This is a genomic window from Streptomyces sp. NPDC047042 (assembly GCF_040644035.1).
Taxonomy (GTDB): domain Bacteria; phylum Actinomycetota; class Actinomycetes; order Streptomycetales; family Streptomycetaceae; genus Streptomyces.
The window spans coordinates 77,423-97,388 of the sequence record NZ_JBEYVP010000017.1; the positions used below are offsets into that span (position 1 = coordinate 77,423).

Sequence of the window (19,966 nt, forward strand, 5' to 3'; positions counted from 1 at the left end):
TGACGTCAGCCGAGTTCACGCACGGACTCCGTCACCGGGGCCGGTCCATGGCAGGCGCAGGTGCACACCAGGTACCGCACTCCGGGTACGCCGGTGTCGCGAGGCTCGGCGTCCCGGCAGCGGGGGTGCTGTCCCAGGACGCAGCGAGGGGAGCGGAAAGGGGCTTCCGGCGCCCAGGTCGACAGGCGGCTCATCGCGGGTTCCTCTCCCCGCCGAGGCCCGACCCACCGACCAGCGGAATCACATACCAATACGCACCCTTGGCGTCCCGATGGTCGTCCCTGTGCCCCTCCGGGAGGACGCAGGCGCCGGTTTCGCTGAGGATCGGGGCACGGTAGAAGAGGAAGGCGCGGGTGATCCCGCACCGCTTCGCCGGGTCGATGGGGTTGGCGGTCATTCCGTACCTCCGTCGTACGCACGCCGGTAGCTCGCCCACAGCTCCTGCCCGTCCCCACAGCCGTCCCGCGCCGTACGGACACGCTTGCAGTGGGTGCACCTGCGGGCGTGCTCGAACCACAAGCGATAGGCGCGCGGCATCGGCAACTCCGCCTGCCGTACGGCGGCTTGGACCCTGGTGGCCTGGGTTCGGGTCATCGGGCGCTCACCCCGCTCAGTAGGGCGTGGATGTCCCGGGTGTCCGCGTCGATGCCGAAGTCCGCCGCCAGCACCGCGACCGTCCGACGACGCAACCGCACCGCTCGTTCCCGCGCGGAGCTGTACGGACGTACACGAGCGGTACGCGGTGACGCCGTCTCCGGAGCCAGGTCCATGAGGTCGGGCAGGTAGGGCCGTACCAGCGGGGACGCCGAACCGTCGAGGGGCGCCCGGTCGGTGCTGTACGGCGAACGACGCCGACACGGCACCCAGTCCGCCCGATGCCCGTGCTGCTTCACGTTCTTGCCGGTCATGACGTTCCGGATCGATTCCGTAGCCGTCTTCCGCCGCCTGCCAGTCGCCGGTAGAACCCAGCACAGCAGTGGCAGCAGCAGTCCAACGAGTACGACCGCGCTACGCTCACGCATGTCGTCAACCTCCCAACGGTTGAGGGCCGTGCCCCCGGGCTGGTCGCACAGTCGCGGGGGTCTGGTTTTCTCCTTGCGCAAATCACCATAACCACTTTCGAAAGCAGCCGACAGTAGACGGCAGTGGTTGACAGCAGTTGACAACTTTCGAAGATGCACGCAAGTTGCCGAACGCTTACGTTCGGGGGCGTGGAAGAGAAGATCAATCCCGGTGCCGCCGCCTACCACTACGAGCAGCTTGCGAAGATCATCGAGAGCAAGATCCGGACCGGCGAGTTCGCCGCAGGGTCGCGGCTGCCTGGTGAACTGATCCTGTCTCAGGAGTACGGCGTCGGCTCCAACACGGTCCGCCGGGCGCTGGACATCCTGAGGGAACGCGGACTGGTCGTCACCGTGAGAGCGCGCGGGTCGTTCGTGGTTGAACGCCTTCCCGCAACCGATGACGCCCGGATCGACGAGTAGTCGCTGCGTCTGCTGCTGTCTCATGCAACCAGGCTGGGTATCGCAGCACCCCCGGGACTACGTCCTTGTGCCAACTTGCGCGGCGACTACCCGAGCGCGTCGATCGCGGCGGTGATGAGCGACCTGGCCTCCGTGCCGTACACGGCGTTCGCGGACAGTTCGGCGAAGGCCTTCGCGTACTCCGCGATCTCGCCCGGCTGCGTGACCGTCAGGTGCGCGGAGACGAGTTCCACGTTGACCTGGGCGTCGTCGTACATGGTGAACGACTCGACCGGCCAACCCGCGCCACGCGGACGGCCGAGGGGGATGACTCCGAGACTGACCGAGGGCAGCGAGGCGGCAGCGATCAAATGGCCGAGTGCCCCGGCCATCGTGTCGCTGTCGCCGATGACCGTGCGCAGCACCCACTCCTCCACGAGCATCGCGAACCGATGGTCACCGGAGTGCAGAATGCGTTGCCGCTCCAAGCGGACGCCCACGGCATCGTCGATGTCGGCGGAGTCGGACACATCTCGGAGTTGGGCAACTGTGCTCAGCACCGCGCGCGTGTAGGCGGCCGACTGGAGCAGGCCGGGGATCACCCAGGATTGGTAGACCCGGAAACGGCGTGTGCGCTCGAAGAGTGGCGCGACCGACTGTTGCACGCGCCTCAGTCCTGCCCGTTCCATGCGCCGCCACTGGACGTAGGCACCCTCGATGCCCCGTGCCGTGGCAATCAGGTCGGCCGTCTGGTCCTGGGCCGCGCAGAGTCTCGTATAGGTCCGGACATCGGCATCGGACGGAGGTGTGCGTCCGTTCTCGAGTCGCGAGCACTTCGACTCGTGCCAGTCGGCCCGACCGGCCAGCTCTCGAGCTGTCAGGCCGGCGTCCTTGCGGATCTCGCGCAGCCGTCGGCCGAGGGCCTGCCGTGCTTGCTGAACACTGGATGAGGTCACGCTGGGAATTGTGGGTCAGGTGAGCCGGTAGTCCGCGTGCGGTACCGCCCGGCCCCAAACGGCCTCGAACGCATCCGCGCACAGCTTCACTGCCTCCGGGTCGTCGCTGAACTCCTCGTCATCCGGGGCGAGTTCGCCATCACCTGCGAAATGGTGGAAGACCACGGAGCTGCCGTCGAAGAGCCAGAAGTCGTTGCCGGGCAGCGCCAGTCGGGACGCACGACGACGAGGCAGCCAGCGGACCTGCTCGCCTGCCCGCACATTGGGGCCGGTCAGATGGTGTTCAAACCTGATGTAGTCCGACACCGGCTCGGACACGATCCGCGCCCGGCGTATCTCGACCCCCTGGGCCACGACATCGGCAACGAGCCGCAGCCATGGCCGACGCGCCGGGTCGCGGTCGGCGAGGTCGTCGCGAACACCGTTCTGCCAGGCGATGAACCGCGGGTCGGAGCGCATGTACCCGTCGCGCATCTCCAGGTGGACGGCGGAGCGCGTGCAGCTTCTCAGCCGCTCCTCAAGCGTCGGCACCGCCACCGTCGACCTCCGGAAAGAACCGCACCATACGCTTCGGGATCTCGATCACGTCCTCGTGGTCAGGAAGGTCCAACTGAGAGCGACGGACTTCGTCGATCACCTTCCAGCCCTGCACGAGGTAGGTGCCTTTGTCGTCGTCCACGTAAAGGGTGGGCGACTTGCCGTCGGGGCTCTCCGGGTCCTGCCCGAGCTTGCGCAGCGCCATGCTGGCCTCCTACGGCCGAGGGGGGCGATCACTGCGAACGAGCTTGCACGTCAACGGGCTCCGGGCGCCACGAACTTGCGCCAACTTGTACGCAGTGTGGCCGGCGCGTGGAAGCGTTCCGGCCCACGGGCGCAGGGCCGCGCTTTGCGGAGACCGATCGCCGAGCGCGAGAAATCCGTCCTGTTCCGAGACGCCGGGCGTGGAGCGCGGTTCGGGTCCGCAGGAAAAGTCCGTATACGGCCGCGACGCACAAAGTCAGGACAACAATCTCCACGCGGGCTCCTGATTCTCCCGACTATGCAAGTCCCCTGATTTTAGGTCGAGTTGGCCTTCGCGGGAATGGTGGAACCGTCTCGATCGGACCCACCCCCCGTACATGCCCTCTCACAGCCCGTCCCCCTCCGGCTCCCCCACCCGAGGCAGCCGAACCGTGAACACCGCCCCCCTGCCCGGGGCACTCTCGGCCGCGACTGATCCCCCGTGTGACTCCACGAGTTGGCGCACGATGGACAGGCCCAGGCCGCTCCCCCCGGTGCGTCTGCTGCGGGACTTCTCCGCTCGCCAGAAGCGGTCGAAGACGTGGGGCAGGTCCTCCGGCGCGATGCCGTCCCCGGTGTCGCGCACCGTCAGTACCGCCTCGTTCGCCGTCTGTCGGGCGGCGAGGGTGACCGTGCCCCCTGTGGGGGTGTGCCGCAGGGCGTTGGTGACGAGGTTGCCCAGGACCTGGCGCATGCGCACCGGGTCGGCGTCGATCCAGAGGCCGGGGACGGTGTCCGCCCGCAGGTGGACGACCGCCGCCTCGGCCCGGCTGCGATGGGCCGCGGCGACCTGGCCGATCAGCTCGTCCGCGGCGAGCGGTTCCCGGTGCAGGCGCAAGGTGCCCGCGTCGCCCGCGGCCAGGTCGCTCAGGTCGTCGATGATGTGCTGGAGTTGCAGCGCCTCGTCGTGCAGGGAGGCGATGAGATCGGGGTCGGGGTCGAGCAGTCCGTCGCGGGTGACCTCCAGCCACCCGCGGATATTGGTCAGCGGGGTGCGCAGCTCGTGGGCGATGTCGCTGACCATGGCCTTCCTCTGGGCCTCCAGCTGTTCCCGGCGCGCGGTCAGGTCGTTGAAGGCGGCGGCCAGGAAGCCCGTCTCGTCCTTGGTCGTGACGGCGACCCGCGCGTGGTGCTCGGTCGGCTGCCGGGCCGCGGCGGTCAGGGCGCGCAGGGGGCGTACGAGACGGACGGCGACGAGGGCGGTCAGGGTGATCGTGACGGCCAGGACGAGACCCGTGACTCCGATGATCTTGGTCTTGTTGGCGGGTGAGAGGTCGAAGCCCGACCGCTGTTGCTCGCGGTCGCCGAGATAGAGGGTCGCCGGTGCGGCGACATAGGGGTCGAGCTGGGTGCGGCGCGCCGTGTCGAGACAGTTCTGGATCTGGCGGTCGCCAACCGTGTTGTCGGACATCCCGGGGACGACGTCTTCGCCGAACAGTTCCCGCAGCGTGGGGTCCACCTCGAGCAGATGCTTGTAGTCGCCGGGGAGACAGCCGGTCATCAGCTTCCCGAGGGCCGCCAGCGCCGTACGCTCGCTGGGCATCACCACCCTGTCCGCCGCGCCGGCGCACTGCGAGATCACGGTCTCCGAGGTGCCTTCGGGGACGGCGACCGTACGACCGCTGGGCATCCGCTCGGTGTGGCCGCCCCCGCCGAACTTCGTCAGGCACTTCACCCGCTGCTCTGCCACCGCGGCCGCCTCCTTGACCTCGCCGTCGGACAGCCGGAAGGGTCCCACCGCCCGGGGGTCGATACCGGCGAGTTGGGCACCGGGCTCGCTGTAGGTGTCGATGCGCAGCGGGTCGACGGTGGCCGAGGCGCGGGCGGGGAGTGCGGTGCCTGGTGCGGCGGAGTCGGCGATGAGCTTTCCGTACGCGGTCGTCAGGGCGATACGCCGGTCCAGTGTGCGTGAGAGCGTGCGCAGGGTGGACTCGACGCCGTCCCAGTCGGCGTGGGTCGCGGCGTAACCGCTGAGCCGGCTCAGGAGCTCGGAGTCGTCGGAGAGCACCTGCCCGCGTTCCTCCTGGATGGCCCGCGTGGTGAGCTGCACGGCCAGCCACGCGGTGGCGCCGACGGACAGCATCGCGATCGCCACGGAGGTCAGCAGCAGCCGTACGAGGAGACTCTTGCGCCAGGGAATGCGAGGACCGCGGGGACTGCGAGAACCGCGGGGACTGCGGGGACTGCGGGGGCTGCGGGAACTGCGGGGACTGCGAGATATGCGGGGGACGGGGGGCGTCCCGCCGTCCGGGCCGGTCACGCGGGACCCCGGTCGCCCGCGAGAGCCCCGCCCTCGACCAGCTTGTAACCGACCCCGAACACCGTCAGCAGCCGTACGGGGCTGCTCGGGTCCGGCTCGATCTTCTTGCGCAGGTTCATGATGTGCATGGTCACGGCGCGTTCGGTGGACGCCCGGTCGTAGCCGCGCGTGTGTTCCAGCAACTGGCGGCGCGAGAAGACGCGTTCGGGCTCGGCGACCATCGCGTTCAGGATCGCGAACTCACCCGGCGTGCAGCCGACCTCCGCGCCGTCGCAGGTGACCTCGTGGCGTACGGGGTCGACGGTGATGGCCCCGAGCCGCAGTACGGGGGACTCCTCGACGGGGCGCAGGGTGCGGCGCAGCACGATGCGGATGCGTGCCAGCAGCTCCCGGGGACTGTACGGCTTGGTCATGTAGTCGTCCGCGCCGAGGTCGAGGCCGAGCAGCAGATCGTCCTCGGTGGAGCGGGCCGTGAGCATCAGCACCGGGATGTCCGCGTCCCGGCGCAGCACACGGCAGACGCCGAAGCCGTCGAGGCCCGGCAGCATGACGTCGAGGATCACCAGGTCGGGCCGGCGGTCACGGGCCGTGTCGAGAGCGGCCCGTCCGTCGAAGACGACGACGGCCTCATGGCCTTCCTTGACCAGGAGCCGGCGGATCAACTCGGCCTGCATGCCGTCGTCTTCGGCGATCAGAATATATGCGCACACGCAGGTGACCCTAGGTGTGTTGAGGCGTCGTCAGCGCGGTGAACAGCCCTTGTGGGGTTCTTCCCACACCCTGACCAGTTCCTGATATCCGCCCTCCACGCTGACCCCATGCACAGCGGAGAATCCATACATCACACCGGCCCTCCCCCTCGCGTCCCGGCCCGGTCCGCCCTGGCGCTGCTGGCTGTCTCGGTGTGCCTGCTGGCCGGTTGCGGCTCCGGAGGGTCGGAGGACGCGAAGAACCCCGGCGGGAACCCGGCGAAGAAGACCGCGCAGGCCGCCGGAGCCGCGACGGGACCCCGGCTCGAACTGCGGGCCGCCGACGGGCAGGACCATGTGCCGGTCACCACCGGCGGCCGGGTCTCGGTCGAGGGAGGCACGCTCACCAAGGTGTCCCTGACCGGCCCGGACGGACGGGCGGTGCCGGGCGAACGGTCCCCGGACAAGCGGAGTTGGGCCCCCTCGGCCGACCTGGAACGCGGGACCGCCTACCGGCTGACCGCCGAGGCCACCGGCACCGGCACCGGCACCGGCACCGGCACCGACGGCCACCGCACGACCCGTACCGTGTCCTTCAAAACCCTTGCCGAGGCCGACCGGTTCACCGGCACCCACACCCCGGAGAACGGCTCCACGGTGGGCGTGGGCATGCCGGTCTCGTTCACCTTCGACAAGGCGATCACCGACAGGAAGGCCGTCGAGTCGGCCGTCGAGGTCAGTGCCGACAGCGGCCAGACCGTCGTGGGCCACTGGTTCGGCGGGCAGCGCCTCGACTTCCGTCCCGAGGAGTACTGGAAGGCCGGCTCCACGGTCACCGTCAGGATCCGCTTCGCCGGGGTGAAGGGGGCCGCGGACGCGTACGGCGAGCAGGACAAGACCCTCCGGTTCACGGTCGGGCGCAGTCAGGTGTCCACCGTGGACGCCGCCGCGCACACCATGAACGTCGTCCGGGACGGCCGTACCGTACGGCGCATACCGATCACGGCGGGCGCCGACTCGTCGCCCACCTGGAACGGCCGGATGGTCATCTCGGAGAAGCTGATGTCGACGCGCATGAACGGTGCCACGGTCGGTTTCGCCGGCCAGTACGACATCCCCGACGTCCCGCACGCCATGCGACTGTCCACTTCGGGCACCTTCATCCACGGCAACTACTGGGGGAAGGACTCCGTCTTCGGCAAGTCCAACATCAGCCACGGCTGTGTGGGCCTCAACGACACCAAGGGCGGCGGCGACCCGGGCCAGGACGCGGCCTGGTTCTACGACAACTCCCTTCTCGGAGACGTGGTCGTGGTGAAGAACTCCGACGACAAGGTGATCGCCCCCGACAACGGGCTCAACGGCTGGAACATGCCGTGGAACGAGTGGAAGGCCGGATCGGCGCGATGAGACACCTGGCCCTTGCGAAGCACCTCTCCTCCCTGGGTTCCCGGCTGTCGGTCCCCGACCCGGTCCCGCTCCTGGCCCTGACCCTGACGCTCGCCCTGGCCGGGTGCGCGGGCCCCGGCGCCGCCGGAGCAACGGGGGACGCCCCCTCGACCGCCACCAGTACGCAGGACGCCCGAGCGGTCCCGCCCGACACGGCTGCCGCCGGATCAGGACCGAACGCGGCCGGCGGAGCCACGGCCGCTCCCGCCGCATCGGCCGAACTGCCGGGCCTCGGCCCCCGTACGCTCGCCCGCGTCCCCGCCACCGCCCGACAGGTCCTCGTCGTCACCGGCGAGGACAAGAACTCCCCGTCGTCGCAGGTGGTGCTGTACCGGCGTACCGGCGACGGCTGGATCGCGGGGCGGACCTGGGCCGCCCACAACGCGCTCCGGGGCTGGACCGAGGACCATCACGCGGGCGATCTGCGTTCCCCGATCGGGGTGTTCACCCTCAGCGACGCGGGCGGACTGCTCACCGACCCGGGCACGAAGCTGCCGTACGACCGGTCCAGTTCCTTCACCATCGGCGGCACCGGATTCGAGGGCGAGCCGCTCGCCGGCTCCTTCGATTACGTGGTCGCGATCGACTACAACCGCAGACGGGGCACCTCCCCGCTCGACTGGACCCGTCCCCTCGGCGCGAACAAGGGCGGCGGCATCTGGCTGCACGTCGACCACGGCGGCCCCACCCACGGCTGCGTGAGCCTGTCACCGGAACACATGAAGGACCTGCTGCACACCCTCGACCCGGCACTGCACCCGGTGATCGTGATGGGGGACGACACGTCCCTCGAGCGGTGAGGGCGCGCGTCTTCAGGGCGCCAAGGCAAGCAAGAGGGAACCGCCCCGGCGACGCCGGGGCGGTTCCTGACGACATCACATGGTCAATGGGTCACCCCACCCGATACCCCCGGATCACCCGGTACTCCACCGCACCCCCGTCCGCGAACCCGGCGCTCGCCCGCAGCGACACGTACCCCCCGGACACGGGCCGTCCGGGCAGTGGCATCAGCCATGTGTCCCGGCCGGTCTTCGCCAGGTGCGCCTTGCGCCAGTTCTTGCCGTCGTCGTAGGACACCTCCACCGACACCGAGCGCACCGCCGAAGCAGCAGCCCCCGGCTGTCGTACGAGTCGCACCGGGACGGCCGGCACGCCGCTCGTGTTGTTCCGGTCGACGATCGGCGCGAAGTCGAACGCCGAGAGGCCGAGTGGCGTCTCTCCGCCGCTCGTCTCGCCCGAGCGGAAGGTCCAGGAGCCGCTGACGCTCGTACCGAGGTCGAAGCCGCCGCCCTTCGCGCTGCGTTCGGCGGAGTACTCCAGGCGGTAGGTCGCCTCGGCCGCCGGAAGCGTGCCCGAGGCGTCCGTCCACGGGTAGTCCAGTTCCACGATTTTGCGGTCGCCGTAGTAGAAGGCGACCCTGCTCGTGTCGTACGTCGAGTAGCCGGTGTGGCCTGCCTGGTCGCCCGCCATGGGGACGTTGAAGGACAGCCGGTTGCCGTCCCGGACGACTGCCGTCGTGCGGCTGAAGCGCGGGCCGGGTACCGCCTTCTGCCACTCCGTCGTGTAGCGCTTGCCCGGCTTGTAGGTCTCGTAGTTCGTCAGGAACTGTGTCTGGAAGGTGCCGTCGGCCGCGTACTGGTTGTAGCGCGTCTCCCACATCGTGTCGGCGGCCTTGTAGTAGACGGTCCGGGTGCGGCCCGGGGCGTCGAACCAGATGGCACCCGCCGACAGCGCGCTGCCGCCCTCCGGCGGGAAGCCGAAGTTGTGGGTGAACGCCCTCGACTGACCTCCCGAAGTCACCGAGTAGTACTGGTGTTTTACCGTCGCCAGTTCGCTCTGCCGCACCACGTGGCGGAAGTTCGTCGGCAGGTGCCCCCGCTCGAACCACACCAGCACGTATTCGTACGGCGAGTCGTCGTACGTGCCCTGCGCGTTCTTCTTCGCCCAGAAGCCGCGTACGTCCGACACGAGCTTGCCCTCGCCCGGGCCCACGTCGTCACCCAGCGCGGCGGTGAACAGCTTGTCGTAGGAGTCGGCGATGGCCCGCATGCCGAGGCCCAGCCCGTTGGTGAGTTCGCGGCGGAAGCCGACCGCCGCCAGGCGCAGACTCGCGTCCTTGCGCGGGAGGGTCGCCGAGACCGGTGTGCCCTTGCGCGCGTCGAGGACGATCTCGCTGTCGCCGGTCACCGTGAGGGTGGGGCGGACCAGCAGGGTCGTACTGCCGTCCGTCGGTGTGACGACCGACGCGTTCACCGTGTAGCTGCCCGCCGGGAGGGCCACCGTGCCCGAGCTCGAGGGGTACACGAAGCGGTAGACCGAGCCGTCCAGGCTCGTGATGTCGGTCCAGAAGTCGGTGGCCGGGTTGCCCGCGCGGTCGATGACCTTGACCGTCAGGTTGTGGGTGGGCGTGGCCTTGGTGATGGTCAGGGGGACGCGGACCGAGGCCTTGGTGGTCGTGTCCGTGCCGACCAGCGCGCCCTGGAAGTCCCCCGTACCGCTCTGCACGCGCGTGTCGGCGGTCACCGTCACCTGGACCGATCCGCCCGCCGGTACGGTCGCGCGCTCCGGGCTGACCGTGAACATGCCGGCCGGGGCGGGCGAGCCCTCCGGTCCGTTCACCCGAGCCGTCAGGTCCAGGTTCACCGGCTCCTTGGCCTCGTTGCGGTACGTCACCGTCCTGACGACCGGTATGTCGTCGTCCGCCGGGGCGGCCTGCGTGCCCAGGGGCAGGGCCGTCGGCGAGGCGAGGACCGACTGGTCGATCGCCCGGGCGACGTCCACGCGGCCCGCGCCCTGCGCGTTGACGTTCGCGCCGGAGGTCGGAGTCGCCGACGCCATCAGGGCCGCCTTCAGCTCGGCCGCTCGCCAGTTCGGGTGCTGTCCGGCGAGCAGGGCCGCCGCTCCGGCCACGTGCGGGGTGGCCATGGAGGTGCCGGAGAGGGAGGTGTAGCCGGGCTCGACCTCGATGTACTCGCTGCCCGCGTGCACGGCACGGGCGGCGACGATGTCGACGCCGGGTGCGGTGATCTCCGGCTTGATCGCGCCGTCCTCGCGCGGTCCCCGGCTGGAGAAGGACGCCATGACGTCCTCCTTGTCGACGGCGCCCACGGAGAGCGCGGCGTCCGCCGTGGACGGGGAGTCGACCGAGCCGTCCGCGCCGCCGTCGTTGCCGGCCGCCACCACGAAGAGGGCGCCGGTCTTCGCCGTCAGCGTGTTGACCGCCTCCTCCAGCACGTCCAGTCCCGGGGTGTCGTCACCGGAGAGGCTCATGTTGATCACCCTGGCGCGAGAGGCGGCCCATTCCATTCCGGCCAGGATCGACGAGTCGGCGCAGTCACGGTCGCTGCACACCTTCCCGACGATCAGCGAGGCCCCGGGCGCGACCCCCTTGTACTTCCCGCCGCCGCCCGCGACCGTCGACGCCACATGCGTGCCGTGACCGACGTTGTCGTCCGCGTCGGGCGCGTCCGTGAAGTTCACAGCCTCCTTGACCCGTCCGGCCAGGTCCGGGTGGGTCGCGTCGTAGCCGGTGTCGAGGACGGCGACGGTCACGCCGCTCCCGTCGTACCCCGCCTGCCAGGCCGTCGGCGCGCCGATCTGCGGCACACTCCGGTCCAGGGCGACCTGCCGCTTACCGTCCAGCCAGAGCTTCGCGACACCGCTCGCGGCGCGCAGTCCGGTCGTACGGCCGCCCTCGGTCACCCCCTCCCAGAAGGTGCCCGCAGTCTCCTTCCCCACGGCCACCGCGGCGCCGTCGACGGAGGGCAGGGCGCGGGTCACCCGGGCTCCGTCCGCGGCACGCAGGCTGCGGCTGCCGAGCGTCGCGTCGGTGTACGTCACGATCACGGGCAGTACGGCCGTGGCGGCGTCGTCGTACCCGGCCGCGACGAGTCCCGTCACGTCGAACATCCGCTCGTCGACCTGGCCGCCGGTGACCAGGCTCAGTGCGTCGTTCGGTACGACGTACTGATGACCGTCGCGCTCGAACTGCTGGAATCCCGTCGCCTCACGGCCGGGCCCGGGCTCGATGGCCACACCGGCGCCCGACAGGTCGACGCGGTCGCCGGTGACGAGGGTGACCCGGTGAGTGGTGGCGTCCTGCGATCCGGTTCCGCGGGTCCAGGCGGGGACAGCGACGCTGTCCGTGGCGCCGGAGGCCGGCGCGGCCACCGCGACTCCCTGTACCAATAAGGCGGTTACCAGTGCGCCGGCCAGTTTTCGAGACATGCGGGACATACGGCCTCCCCTGTGCCGGTGGTGACTCCGGTTGCGGTCGACTGTCCCGCCGGAGGCGATCTTCCGGGTACTCCCAACCGCCCATAACATCGCGCTATGGATCTGGAGTTCCGCCACTTACGCGTCCTGAACGCGATCGCCGAGGCCGGCTCCATCACCCGCGCCGCGGCGGCGCTCGGCTTCACCCAGCCCGCCCTGACCGCCCAACTCCAGCGCATAGAGCGCGCGTTGGGCGGTTCGCTGTTCGTACGGGACGGCAGCGGCTCCCGGCCCACGGCGTTCGGCGCGATGGTCCTCGCGCACGCGCACGGCATCCTCACGGCCCACGAGGACCTCATGCGTGACGTACGGCAGCGGGGCCCCGAGGACTCCGACCTGACCGCGCTGCGGCTCGGCTCGGTCCCGGGCCCGCTCACCGCCGTACTGGTGACCACCGCGCGCCAACTGCTCCCCCGGGCCGAGATCACCCTGCACACCTGCGACACCGAGGAGGAGCAGCTCGAGCTGCTCGCCACCGGCCGGCTCGACTTCGGCCTGGCCGTGGACTACCCGGAGTACGAGCTGCCCCTGCGCCGCGAACTCGCTGACGCCCTTCTCGCCGTGGACCCCGTCTTCGTGCTGATCTCCGAACAGCACCCGCTGGCCGCCGGCACCGACATCCCGCTCTCGGCCCTCTCCGGCGAGACCTGGCTCGTCGGGGAGAACAAGGACGAACGGATGCGGGCGCAGTTCCGGGCCGCCTGCCGACGGGCCGGGTTCGTCCCGCGCCGGGTGCAGCGGCTGAGCGCGAGCGTGGTGTTCCCGCTGGTCGGGCAGGGCCACGGGGTCGCCCTCGCACACCCGCTGGTGACCGAGCGCGATGGTGTCGTCGCCCGGCCGCTGGCCGGGAACCCGATGGGTGTGCGGCAACGCCTGGTGTGGGCCGCCGGAAGTCCCCTCGCCGAGCACGCGCCCGCGCTGCGCGACGCGCTCGCGAAGGCGTACTGGGCCGAGGTGCGGCGGGCGGGGGTCTACTGGAAGTGGCTGGAGGGAAAGGGCCGGACGAGCCCCTCCGACCTTACCTGAGCAAGCGCTTAGAAAAGTGCGGCCCGAGTCACACCGCCACACCCGTGACCGGGGCCATACGGACGGGTAACTTCCCAAGCGGGTCCGCCCGCCAGAAGTAAAAAACGCCCTCGCACGCCAATGGAGCCGTCATGCCGGAAGCCGTCATCGTCTCGACCGCCCGTTCTCCCATCGGACGCGCCTTCAAGGGCTCCCTGAAGGAGCTCCGGGCGGACGATCTCACCGCCACGATCATCCAGGCCGCGCTGGCCAAGATCCCCGAGCTGGACCCGCGGGACATCGACGACCTGATGCTCGGCTGCGGTCTGCCCGGTGGCGAGCAGGGCAACAACCTCGGGCGGATCGTCGCCGTACAGATGGGCATGGATCACCTGCCGGGCTGCACGATCACCCGTTACTGTTCCTCCTCGCTCCAGACCTCCCGCATGGCGCTGCACGCCATCAAGGCGGGCGAGGGCGACGTCTTCATCTCGGCCGGTGTCGAGATGGTCTCCCGGTTCACCAAGGGCAACTCGGACTCGCTGCCCGACACGCGCAACCCCTTCTTCGCCGAGGCCGAGGCGCGTACCGCCGCCGTCGCCGAGCAGGAGGGCACCTCGTGGCACGACCCGCGCGAGGACGGTCTCGTGCCGGACGCCTACATCTCGATGGGGCAGACCGCCGAGAACCTCGCCCGTCTGAAGGGCGTGACGCGTCAGGACATGGACGAGTTCGGCGTCCGTTCGCAGAACCTCGCCGAGGAAGCCCTCAAGAACGGCTTCTGGGAGCGCGAGATCACCCCGGTGACGCTGCCCGACGGCACGGTTGTCAGCAAGGACGACGGTCCGCGCGCGGGCGTGACGCTGGAGGGCGTCCAGGGGCTGAAGCCGGTGTTCCGTCCGGACGGACTGGTCACGGCCGGCAACTGCTGCCCGCTGAACGACGGCGCCGCCGCCGTCGTCGTCATGAGCGACACGAAGGCGCGCGAGCTGGGCCTGACGCCGCTGGCCCGCATCGTGTCGACCGGTGTCTCCGGTCTCTCCCCCGAGATCATGGGCCTCGGCCCGGTCGAGGCGAGCCGGCAGGCCCTGCGCCGCGCCGGCCTCACCGTCGACGACATCGACCTGGCGGAGATCAACGAGGCGTTCGCCGCCCAGGTGATCCCCTCCTACCGCGACCTGGGCATCCCGCTGGAGAAGATCAACGTGAACGGTGGCGCCATCGCCGTCGGCCACCCCTTCGGCATGACGGGCGCCCGCATCACCGGCACGCTCATCAACTCCCTCCAGTTCCACGACAAGCAGTTCGGCCTGGAGACGATGTGCGTCGGCGGCGGCCAGGGCATGGCGATGGTCATCGAGCGCCTGAGCTGACCGTAGTCGGCCGGACACCTTATGCGACAGAACGGCCCGGAACCCCTCAACCACCGGGGTTCCGGGCCGTTTTGTGATCCAATCTCGCCCAGGATGTGACCTATCTCGCTCCGACGGGGTATTTGCGCAGGTCACATCATGTTCGACCCTAAACCACAGGCCCAAAGTCCTGTCCGTTTCGTGACGTTACGCACTGACAGGTGGTTAGTCCACCCTTCAAGCTGATGTAGGAAGTCGGGGGTCGACTTTGAACCGGGAGTACGTCAGTGAGCGCTATGCCTCTTGCTCTGCTGCTCGCCACAGCCACCATCACCACGGCAGTGGGCGTCGCCGTTCTGCGCACCCTGCTGGGGCTGCGTCGACAGATCACGGCCCTGCACGCCGAGCTCGCCGCCCAGAGTCTCGCCGTCGGCGCGCACCATCTCGTACCGCAGGCCCGCACTCCCTCGGACACCGCCGAGATACGCGCCGCCGTGGCCGAGGCGCTCGCCGAGGAGCGGGAGCGGGAGCTTGCCGAGGCACGCGCCTTCTGGGCCGCCCAGGAGGCCCGTGACGCCGCTGACGCCCCCTCCCTGCTCGGCCTCCCGGACAGCGAACTGTTCCTGCCGCGCCCGGCGGACTTCGCGGGCCTGGAGTCCCTGGAGCCGGTGACCGAGGCCGGAACCGACGTCGACGAGTTCACCGGGGAGTCCGCCGAACTGGCCGCCGCCCGTCGCCGGCACCCCTCGCACCCCGACTTCGTACCGGCCCAGTCGCCCGCGGTGAACGACCACGAACGCACGGTCGCCTGCCTCGAGGACCTCGCCGACTCCCGCACCGCCCTGGCGGACGTCCGCCCCGGCCCGCTGGGCACCCTCGACGTCTACGTCTTCACGGACGGTACGACCCTGTGCATGACCCCGGGCCACCGCGAAACGGCGGAACGTCTCTCCGCGGCCCTGCGCGCGGGCGCGGCCCCGGTCCTCCTGGGCGGCTCAGGCATCTCGGGCGCCTACGCCCTGACCTTCGAATGCGGCGAGGAAACGGTGTACGTACTGGCGGACAGGGTCATAGCGTCCCTGTAAGAGGTACGGCTTTCAGATGGACGGCGGGAAGCAGCAGGCCTTTCAGGTCGGCGGCGCGGGAGCTGAGCCGGCCTTTCAGGTCGGCGGCGCGGGAACCGGCCGGTCTTTTAGGGGCGCGGGGAACTGCGCGACAAGCCCCCACCGGCGCGGCGGCCGACAACGAACCCGCAACCACCCCGCCCCTCAGACCCCGGCCCTCCGCTGAGCCTCCGCCACAAGAGCCAACGCCGCAGCCAACTCCCCCTCCCCCCGCAACACCAACGCCAGATCCCGCGCGGCAAGAGTCACCTGATCCGCCGCCGCAAACATCCCCACATCCGGCATCACCCGAGGCTCCTCCCCCGGCGCCTCCAACAACTGCGCCCGCCGCGCCAACTCCCTGGCCAGCCCCAGCGCCTCCGCCGCCGCCCCCCTCTGCAGTCGACTCTGCGGCGCCGCCCGCAACCGGTCGGCAAAGTGATCCACTGCAAGCGTCAAAGGCGAGGTATCCAGCACGCCGCGAGACTACGCGTCGCAACCGGACTGTTGCCAACGCCCCAACCCTCAGGCACCGTGGCGTGAAGGACCGGCTTACATCCCCTTTGCGTCCGGAGGCGCCGATGTCCCACGTCCTCTCCGAGGAGACCCACCGCAACATGCTCGCCCGCATCCCCCAATGCACCGGTCGTGAAGTGTCCGACTGGCTGCGCACCGTCGACGAAGGCCCCTCCCTCTTCCGCTTCGAGGAGAAGGTCAGCTGGCTCCGGCACGAGCACAATCTCGCGTACGGGCACGCCAAGGCGATCATTCACGAGTACGACCTGAGGAGGGCCGCGCGCAAGCTCCTCTGAGAGACGCAGAAGGGCCCCGGGACGAACCCGGGGCCCTTCTGGTACTGCCTGGCGTACTAGTCGTTGCCCTGCAGGATGGCGATCAGCCGCAGGAACTCCAGGTAGATCCAGACCAGCGTCATCGTCAGACCGAAGGCGGCGAGCCAGGCCTCCTCGCGCGGCGCGCCGTAGGCGATGCCGTCCTCGACCTGCTTGAAGTCGAGGGCGAGGAAGCACGCACCGAGCAGGATGCCGATGATGCCGAACACGATGCCGAGGCCGCCGCTGCGGAAGCCGAGGCCGTCACCGCCGCCGAACACCGCGAACAGCAGGTTCACGGCCATCAGCAGCACGAAGCCGAGCGCGGCCGCCATCACGAAGCCGTAGAAGCGGCGGTTGACGCGGATCCAGCCCGCCTTGTACGCCACGAGTACGGCGACGAAGACCGCCATCGTGCCGATCACGGCCTGCATGGCCGCACCGCTCGCGATGCGGTTGTCGACGACGCTGGAGACGACACCGAGGAAGACACCCTCGAGCGCCGCGTACGTCACGATCAGCGCGGGCGAGGCCTTGCGCTTGAACGACTGGACCAGGCCCAGGACCATCGCGACGAGACCGGCGCCGATGGCGATGCCGTAGGACTTGCTGATGTTCGCGTCGTCCACGGGCAGCAGCGCCCAGGCGAGCGCCGCCGTGACGACCAGCACACCGAGTGTGGTGGCCGTCCGCATGACGACGTCGTCCATCGTCATCCGGCCGGTGGAGACCGGGGCCTGCGGTGCGCCGTGCTGAACGTCCTGCTGCGCGTACGGGTTGGTCGCGTACGGGTTGCCGCCCTGCTGGGCGTGCGGGTCCGCATACGGGTTGCCCGGCTGCGTACCGACAGCTGCTCCCCCGGCCTGCGGCGCGGTGTTGAAGCCCGCGTAGCCGTTGTCGCGGCTGAACCCCCGTCGCGAGAAGACCGGGTTGCTGCTCCTCATTTCACTCCTCCATGGCCACCGTGTGTGGGCCTTGGGCTCAAGAGTAATGGGTGGGCAAAGGATTGACCCTAGTGCTTGGGGAGGATCTTTCCCTTGTCCCTGTCGCGAACACGCTACGCGCCCCCCTGATTCCCGGCTACGGAGGCCCGGGACCATGACCAACCCGGTACGAAGCCGAGACCCCGCCCTGATCAACACCCACCGCGGTCGCCGCAGGGCGCACGCTCGTCACAGGGGAAAGCCCGTGTACCCCTCGGCGAGGTCTGTCTCCGCCGAACGGGCCCCGGCGATCCGTTCCAGCCGGGCCAGCTGGAGCCGGTCCTCGAAGGGGGTGGCCTCCGGCGACCGGTGGAGGAGGGTCGTCATGTCGTACGAGAACCGCTCCGCCTGCCAGACCCGGCGCAGACAGGTCTCGGAGTACGCGTCGAGCAGTTCGGCCGACCCCGTGTCCTTCTGGTGTGTCAGTGCGCGTGCGAACGTCACGACGTCGCCGACGGCGAGGTTGAGTCCCTTGGCGCCGGTGGGCGGCACGATGTGCGCGGCGTCGCCGGCCAGGAACAGCCGTCCGTACCGCATCGGCTCGTGGACGTAGCTGCGCATCGGGGTGACGGACTTCTGGGTGATGGGCCCCCGGTCGAGCTTCCAGCCGTCGGCGGTCTCGAAGCGCCGCTCCAGCTCGTCCCAGATCTCCTCGTCGCTCCACGCGTCGGCGTCGGTGCCGTCGGGCACCTGGAGGTAGAGGCGGGAGACGGACGGGGAGCGCATGGACAGCAGGGCGAAGCCGCGGTCGTGGCGGGCGTAGACCAGCTCGTCGTGCGAGGGCGGTACGTCGGCGAGGATGCCGAGCCAGCCGAAGGGGTACGACCGTTCGAAGACTTGGGTGAGTTCGGCGGGGATCGCCGTACGGGCCGCTCCCCAGAAGCCGTCGCACCCGACGACGTAATCGCACTCCAGGACGTCCTCACGCCCCTCGTGCCGGAACCGCACGCGCGGGCTGTCGCTGTCGGCGCCCTCCACCGCGAGCGCCTCCGCCTCGAAGAGCAGGGGGCCGCCCTCGGCCAGCTGGAGGGCGATGAGGTCCTTGCAGACCTCGGTCTGCGCGTACACCATCACGGACCGGCCGCCGGTGAGGGCGGGGAAGTCGACGCGGTGGCGCTTCCTGTCGTAGCGCAGCTCGATGCCGTCGTGGCGCAGGCCCTCCCGGTCCATGCGCGCGCCGGCGCCGGCCTCGCGCAGTACGTCGACGGTCCCCTGCTCCAGGATCCCGGCCCGCTGCCGGTGCTCGACGTACTGTCGGTCACGGCTCTCCAGGACGACCGAGTCGATACCGGCGTTGTGCAGCAGCCGGGCGAGCAGGAGCCCGGCGGGGCCGGCTCCGATGATGCCGACGGTGGTACGCATCGGTCGTTCCCTTCATGCGTTCGTGTAGTGAAATTTCCTTCACGAAGAAGCTAGGAGGAGTCTCTGACCGCGCACGCCCGCTGTCAACGGTTTCGTGGTGAAGACCTCAATGAAGGCAGCACCGACAAATCCGGCAAACGGCAGTCGAAAGTGCCCGGAGCCGGACTTGAACCGGCACGCCCGCGAAGGGGCAGCGAGGTTTAAGCTCGCCGTGTCTGCATTCCACCATCCGGGCAGGCCCTGGGCTCCGCATCGAGGTTCCGAGCCTATCGGGACGCCCCACCCGAACTGCGGGTCAGGGTCCCGATGTTGTCTTATTTTATTGACTTCTGAGGGTGCATCAGCACCTGGAACGAGCCATCCGCACTTGCCAATAGCCTTTCGTGAGGCAGCCCGGCGCGCATGCGGAATGACGGAATTTCACCGTCCGAACAAGGGGGCTCCACCTGTTCTTGCCATTCCCCCGTCCGGGGGCTCCGGGGGGCAGCCGTCATCCCCAGGTATGACACGGGCCCGTCGGGTCCCTCCGGAGTCTGCCTTCGGAACCAGAACTACGGCTGACTACACGGCGGCCCCCGGCCATGACGATGGTTCACGTGGTTGACGAGCTTCGCCTCGAACCCCTCGCCTCGAACCCATCGCCTCGCCACATCCCGACAGGAGCCCGCCCGTGACCGCCAGCACCCCCCTCGCCGACCGGACCACCACCTCGGTGGCCGCCCGAGCCACGGAACTGTCCAAGGTCTACGGACAGGGCGAGACGCAGGTAGTCGCCCTCGACCGGGTCTCCGTGGACTTCCGCCAGGCCGAGTTCACCGCGATCATGGGCCCGTCCGGCTCCGGCAAGTCCACGCTCATGCACTGCGTGGCGGGCCTCGACTCCTTCTCGTCCGGCTCCGTGCGCATCGGCGACACCGAGCTGGGCTCCCTCAAGGACAAGCAGCTCACCAAGTTGCGCCGGGACAAGATCGGCTTCATCTTCCAGGCGTTCAACCTGCTGCCGACGCTGACGGCCCTCGAGAACATCACCCTCCCGATGGACATCGCGGGCCGCAAACCCGACAAGGAGTGGCTGGATTCGGTGATCTCGATGATCGGCCTCGCCGACCGGCTCCGCCACCGCCCCTCGCAGCTCTCCGGCGGGCAGCAGCAGCGCGTCGCCGTGGCCCGGGCGCTGGCCTCCCGCCCCGACATCATCTTCGGCGACGAGCCGACCGGGAACCTCGACTCCCGCGCGGGCGCCGAGGTACTGGGCTTCCTGCGCAACTCCGTACGGGAACTGGGCCAGACGGTCGTGATGGTCACCCACGACCCGGTGGCGGCGGCGTACGCGGACCGGGTGGTGTTCCTCGCGGACGGCCGGATCGTGGACGAGCTGCACGGTCCGACGGCGGACGGCGTCCTGGACCGCATGAAGCGGCTGGACACCCGGGCCGTCCGTACCAGCTGACGGCCACTC

At 69.7% G+C, this 19,966-nt stretch carries 21 protein-coding genes and 1 tRNA gene; 8 read left to right on the forward strand and 14 right to left on the reverse strand.

What is annotated here, in order from left to right:
• Nucleotides 1-5: 5 nt before the first annotated feature.
• The 4 genes from ABZ855_RS21055 to ABZ855_RS21070 are packed head-to-tail and all read right to left on the reverse strand — an operon-like array spanning nucleotide 6 to nucleotide 1,022.
• Nucleotides 6-194 (reverse strand): hypothetical protein, encoded by a 189-nt coding sequence (locus ABZ855_RS21055; RefSeq protein WP_360808897.1) that lies wholly within the window; start codon nucleotides 192-194, stop codon nucleotides 6-8.
• Nucleotides 191-397 (reverse strand): hypothetical protein, encoded by a 207-nt coding sequence (locus ABZ855_RS21060; protein ID WP_360808899.1) that lies wholly within the window; start codon nucleotides 395-397, stop codon nucleotides 191-193. The genes ABZ855_RS21055 and ABZ855_RS21060 overlap by 4 nt, the downstream gene beginning before the upstream one ends.
• Nucleotides 394-594, reverse strand: coding sequence for a hypothetical protein (locus ABZ855_RS21065; protein ID WP_360808901.1), 201 nt, complete (start codon nucleotides 592-594; stop codon nucleotides 394-396). Before ABZ855_RS21065 ends, ABZ855_RS21060 begins: the two co-directional genes overlap by 4 nt.
• Nucleotides 591-1,022, reverse strand: a complete 432-nt coding sequence (locus ABZ855_RS21070; RefSeq protein ID WP_360808903.1) for a hypothetical protein — start codon at nucleotides 1,020-1,022, stop codon at nucleotides 591-593. The genes ABZ855_RS21065 and ABZ855_RS21070 overlap by 4 nt, the downstream gene beginning before the upstream one ends.
• 189 nt (nucleotides 1,023-1,211) lie before the next feature.
• On the opposite strand from ABZ855_RS21070, the gene ABZ855_RS21075 reads away from it, so the two are divergent.
• Complete coding sequence (locus tag ABZ855_RS21075) at nucleotides 1,212-1,484, forward strand: winged helix-turn-helix domain-containing protein (protein WP_360808905.1); 273 nt, start codon at nucleotides 1,212-1,214, stop codon at nucleotides 1,482-1,484.
• Nucleotides 1,485-1,570: 86 nt separating this feature from the next.
• Here ABZ855_RS21075 and ABZ855_RS21080 read toward each other — a convergent pair whose 3' ends face one another.
• The 5 genes from ABZ855_RS21080 to ABZ855_RS21100 all read right to left on the reverse strand — a co-directional run bounded on the left by ABZ855_RS21080 (nucleotide 1,571) and on the right by ABZ855_RS21100 (nucleotide 6,169).
• The gene (locus tag ABZ855_RS21080; protein WP_360808907.1) at nucleotides 1,571-2,419 is read right to left on the reverse strand and encodes a helix-turn-helix transcriptional regulator; all 849 of its coding nucleotides are present in this window, start codon (nucleotides 2,417-2,419) and stop codon (nucleotides 1,571-1,573) included.
• Nucleotides 2,420-2,434: 15 nt separating this feature from the next.
• A complete protein-coding gene (locus ABZ855_RS21085) occupies nucleotides 2,435-2,950 on the reverse strand; it encodes a DUF6879 family protein (RefSeq protein WP_360808909.1) in 516 nt (171 codons plus the stop codon).
• Nucleotides 2,937-3,161 carry a hypothetical protein gene (locus ABZ855_RS21090; RefSeq protein ID WP_360808911.1) on the reverse strand — a complete coding sequence of 75 codons (225 nt, stop codon included), beginning with the start codon at nucleotides 3,159-3,161 and terminating at the stop codon, nucleotides 2,937-2,939. Before ABZ855_RS21090 ends, ABZ855_RS21085 begins: the two co-directional genes overlap by 14 nt.
• 384 nt (nucleotides 3,162-3,545) lie before the next feature.
• Entirely contained in the window at nucleotides 3,546-5,282 is a 1,737-nt protein-coding gene (locus tag ABZ855_RS21095; RefSeq protein ID WP_360809113.1) for a HAMP domain-containing sensor histidine kinase, read from the reverse strand.
• Between the two features lie 173 nt (nucleotides 5,283-5,455).
• On the reverse strand, nucleotides 5,456-6,169 hold the full coding sequence (locus tag ABZ855_RS21100) for a response regulator transcription factor (protein ID WP_360808913.1): 714 nt from the start codon (nucleotides 6,167-6,169) through the stop codon (nucleotides 5,456-5,458).
• A 108-nt stretch (nucleotides 6,170-6,277) separates the two neighbouring features.
• On the opposite strand from ABZ855_RS21100, the gene ABZ855_RS21105 reads away from it, so the two are divergent.
• Complete coding sequence (locus ABZ855_RS21105; protein WP_360808915.1) at nucleotides 6,278-7,558, forward strand: Ig-like domain-containing protein; 1,281 nt, start codon at nucleotides 6,278-6,280, stop codon at nucleotides 7,556-7,558.
• On the forward strand, nucleotides 7,525-8,397 hold the full coding sequence (locus tag ABZ855_RS21110; protein ID WP_360808917.1) for a L,D-transpeptidase family protein: 873 nt from the start codon (nucleotides 7,525-7,527) through the stop codon (nucleotides 8,395-8,397). The genes ABZ855_RS21105 and ABZ855_RS21110 overlap by 34 nt, the downstream gene beginning before the upstream one ends.
• Nucleotides 8,398-8,488: 91 nt before the next feature.
• On the opposite strand, the gene ABZ855_RS21115 is transcribed toward ABZ855_RS21110, so the two are convergent.
• Nucleotides 8,489-11,767, reverse strand: coding sequence for a S8 family serine peptidase (locus tag ABZ855_RS21115; protein WP_360808919.1), 3,279 nt, complete (start codon nucleotides 11,765-11,767; stop codon nucleotides 8,489-8,491).
• A 162-nt stretch (nucleotides 11,768-11,929) separates the two neighbouring features.
• Here ABZ855_RS21115 and ABZ855_RS21120 point away from each other — a divergent pair, with 162 nt between their 5' ends.
• The 3 genes from ABZ855_RS21120 (at nucleotide 11,930) to ABZ855_RS21130 (ending at nucleotide 15,314) form a co-directional block, all read left to right on the forward strand.
• On the forward strand, nucleotides 11,930-12,898 hold the full coding sequence (locus ABZ855_RS21120; protein ID WP_360808921.1) for a LysR family transcriptional regulator: 969 nt from the start codon (nucleotides 11,930-11,932) through the stop codon (nucleotides 12,896-12,898).
• A gap of 131 nt (nucleotides 12,899-13,029) precedes the next feature.
• On the forward strand, nucleotides 13,030-14,250 hold the full coding sequence (locus ABZ855_RS21125) for an acetyl-CoA C-acetyltransferase (protein WP_360808923.1): 1,221 nt from the start codon (nucleotides 13,030-13,032) through the stop codon (nucleotides 14,248-14,250).
• Nucleotides 14,251-14,525: 275 nt separating this feature from the next.
• Entirely contained in the window at nucleotides 14,526-15,314 is a 789-nt protein-coding gene (locus ABZ855_RS21130; protein WP_360809115.1) for a hypothetical protein, read from the forward strand.
• Between the two features lie 183 nt (nucleotides 15,315-15,497).
• Here the strand turns inward: ABZ855_RS21130 and ABZ855_RS21135 are convergent, their stop codons facing one another.
• Nucleotides 15,498-15,809, reverse strand: a complete 312-nt coding sequence (locus tag ABZ855_RS21135; RefSeq protein WP_360808925.1) for a hypothetical protein — start codon at nucleotides 15,807-15,809, stop codon at nucleotides 15,498-15,500.
• Between the two features lie 104 nt (nucleotides 15,810-15,913).
• Here ABZ855_RS21135 and ABZ855_RS21140 point away from each other — a divergent pair, with 104 nt between their 5' ends.
• Nucleotides 15,914-16,144 (forward strand): DUF4287 domain-containing protein, encoded by a 231-nt coding sequence (locus ABZ855_RS21140; RefSeq protein ID WP_053742046.1) that lies wholly within the window; start codon nucleotides 15,914-15,916, stop codon nucleotides 16,142-16,144.
• Between the two features lie 56 nt (nucleotides 16,145-16,200).
• Here ABZ855_RS21140 and ABZ855_RS21145 read toward each other — a convergent pair whose 3' ends face one another.
• The 3 genes from ABZ855_RS21145 to ABZ855_RS21155 all read right to left on the reverse strand — a co-directional run bounded on the left by ABZ855_RS21145 (nucleotide 16,201) and on the right by ABZ855_RS21155 (nucleotide 18,742).
• Nucleotides 16,201-17,106, reverse strand: a complete 906-nt coding sequence (locus ABZ855_RS21145) for a Bax inhibitor-1/YccA family protein (RefSeq protein ID WP_360808927.1) — start codon at nucleotides 17,104-17,106, stop codon at nucleotides 16,201-16,203.
• A 228-nt stretch (nucleotides 17,107-17,334) separates the two neighbouring features.
• Nucleotides 17,335-18,507, reverse strand: coding sequence for a 4-hydroxybenzoate 3-monooxygenase (locus ABZ855_RS21150; RefSeq protein WP_360808929.1), 1,173 nt, complete (start codon nucleotides 18,505-18,507; stop codon nucleotides 17,335-17,337).
• A gap of 151 nt (nucleotides 18,508-18,658) precedes the next feature.
• Nucleotides 18,659-18,742 (reverse strand) — tRNA-Leu (locus tag ABZ855_RS21155).
• Between the two features lie 435 nt (nucleotides 18,743-19,177).
• On the opposite strand from ABZ855_RS21155, the gene ABZ855_RS21160 reads away from it, so the two are divergent.
• On the forward strand, nucleotides 19,178-19,957 hold the full coding sequence (locus ABZ855_RS21160; protein ID WP_319212827.1) for an ABC transporter ATP-binding protein: 780 nt from the start codon (nucleotides 19,178-19,180) through the stop codon (nucleotides 19,955-19,957).
• Nucleotides 19,958-19,966 lie beyond the last annotated feature (9 nt).

Coding starts and splice junctions, on each gene's coding strand:
- ABZ855_RS21055 (WP_360808897.1), bottom strand. CDS start 194: ATGAGCCGCCTGTCGACCTGGGCGCCGGAAGCCCCTTTCCGCTCCCCT.
- ABZ855_RS21060 (WP_360808899.1), bottom strand. CDS start 397: ATGACCGCCAACCCCATCGACCCGGCGAAGCGGTGCGGGATCACCCGC.
- ABZ855_RS21065 (WP_360808901.1), bottom strand. CDS start 594: ATGACCCGAACCCAGGCCACCAGGGTCCAAGCCGCCGTACGGCAGGCG.
- ABZ855_RS21070 (WP_360808903.1), bottom strand. CDS start 1,022: ATGCGTGAGCGTAGCGCGGTCGTACTCGTTGGACTGCTGCTGCCACTG.
- ABZ855_RS21090 (WP_360808911.1), bottom strand. CDS start 3,161: ATGGCGCTGCGCAAGCTCGGGCAGGACCCGGAGAGCCCCGACGGCAAG.
- ABZ855_RS21095 (WP_360809113.1), bottom strand. CDS start 5,282: ATGCTGTCCGTCGGCGCCACCGCGTGGCTGGCCGTGCAGCTCACCACG.
- ABZ855_RS21105 (WP_360808915.1), top strand. CDS start 6,278: ATGCACAGCGGAGAATCCATACATCACACCGGCCCTCCCCCTCGCGTC.
- ABZ855_RS21120 (WP_360808921.1), top strand. CDS start 11,930: ATGGATCTGGAGTTCCGCCACTTACGCGTCCTGAACGCGATCGCCGAG.
- ABZ855_RS21125 (WP_360808923.1), top strand. CDS start 13,030: ATGCCGGAAGCCGTCATCGTCTCGACCGCCCGTTCTCCCATCGGACGC.
- ABZ855_RS21130 (WP_360809115.1), top strand. CDS start 14,526: ATGCCTCTTGCTCTGCTGCTCGCCACAGCCACCATCACCACGGCAGTG.
- ABZ855_RS21140 (WP_053742046.1), top strand. CDS start 15,914: ATGTCCCACGTCCTCTCCGAGGAGACCCACCGCAACATGCTCGCCCGC.
- ABZ855_RS21145 (WP_360808927.1), bottom strand. CDS start 17,106: ATGAGGAGCAGCAACCCGGTCTTCTCGCGACGGGGGTTCAGCCGCGAC.
- ABZ855_RS21150 (WP_360808929.1), bottom strand. CDS start 18,507: ATGCGTACCACCGTCGGCATCATCGGAGCCGGCCCCGCCGGGCTCCTG.